The organism is Adlercreutzia sp. DFI.6.23 (genome assembly GCF_024462535.1).
In the GTDB taxonomy this organism is placed as follows: Bacteria; Actinomycetota; Coriobacteriia; order Coriobacteriales; family Eggerthellaceae; genus Adlercreutzia; species Adlercreutzia rubneri.
The window spans coordinates 1-293 of the sequence record NZ_JANGBP010000670.1; the positions used below are offsets into that span (position 1 = coordinate 1).

The window sequence follows — 293 nt, forward strand, 5'->3', positions numbered from 1 at the left end:
CCTCGATGCCCGCGAAGGGCACGCCGGACCAGGCGCCGTCCCATTCGGCGCACTTCTCCGGCGGCACGAACACATGCGGGCAGCTTTCCGTGGAGCCGTAGATCTCGCAGAGCAGCACATCGTAGCGGGCCGCGCGCTCGATGAGCGCCGGGGGCAGAGGCGCGCCGCCGCAGCAGAACAGGCGACGCGTGTCGAAGGCCAGGCCTTCCTCGGCGTCCAGCACGTTCAGCATGTCGTAGATGAACGGGGTGGCCGACATGGACCAGGTGACGCCCTCGGCGTTCATGAGCGCG

1 protein-coding gene is annotated in these 293 nt (G+C 69.3%); it reads right to left on the bottom strand.

Annotated features, from left to right (window positions below):
- Positions 1 to 293: AMP-binding protein (locus NE591_RS15005; RefSeq protein ID WP_256157075.1), on the bottom strand; the 293-nt coding region annotated here is incomplete at both ends.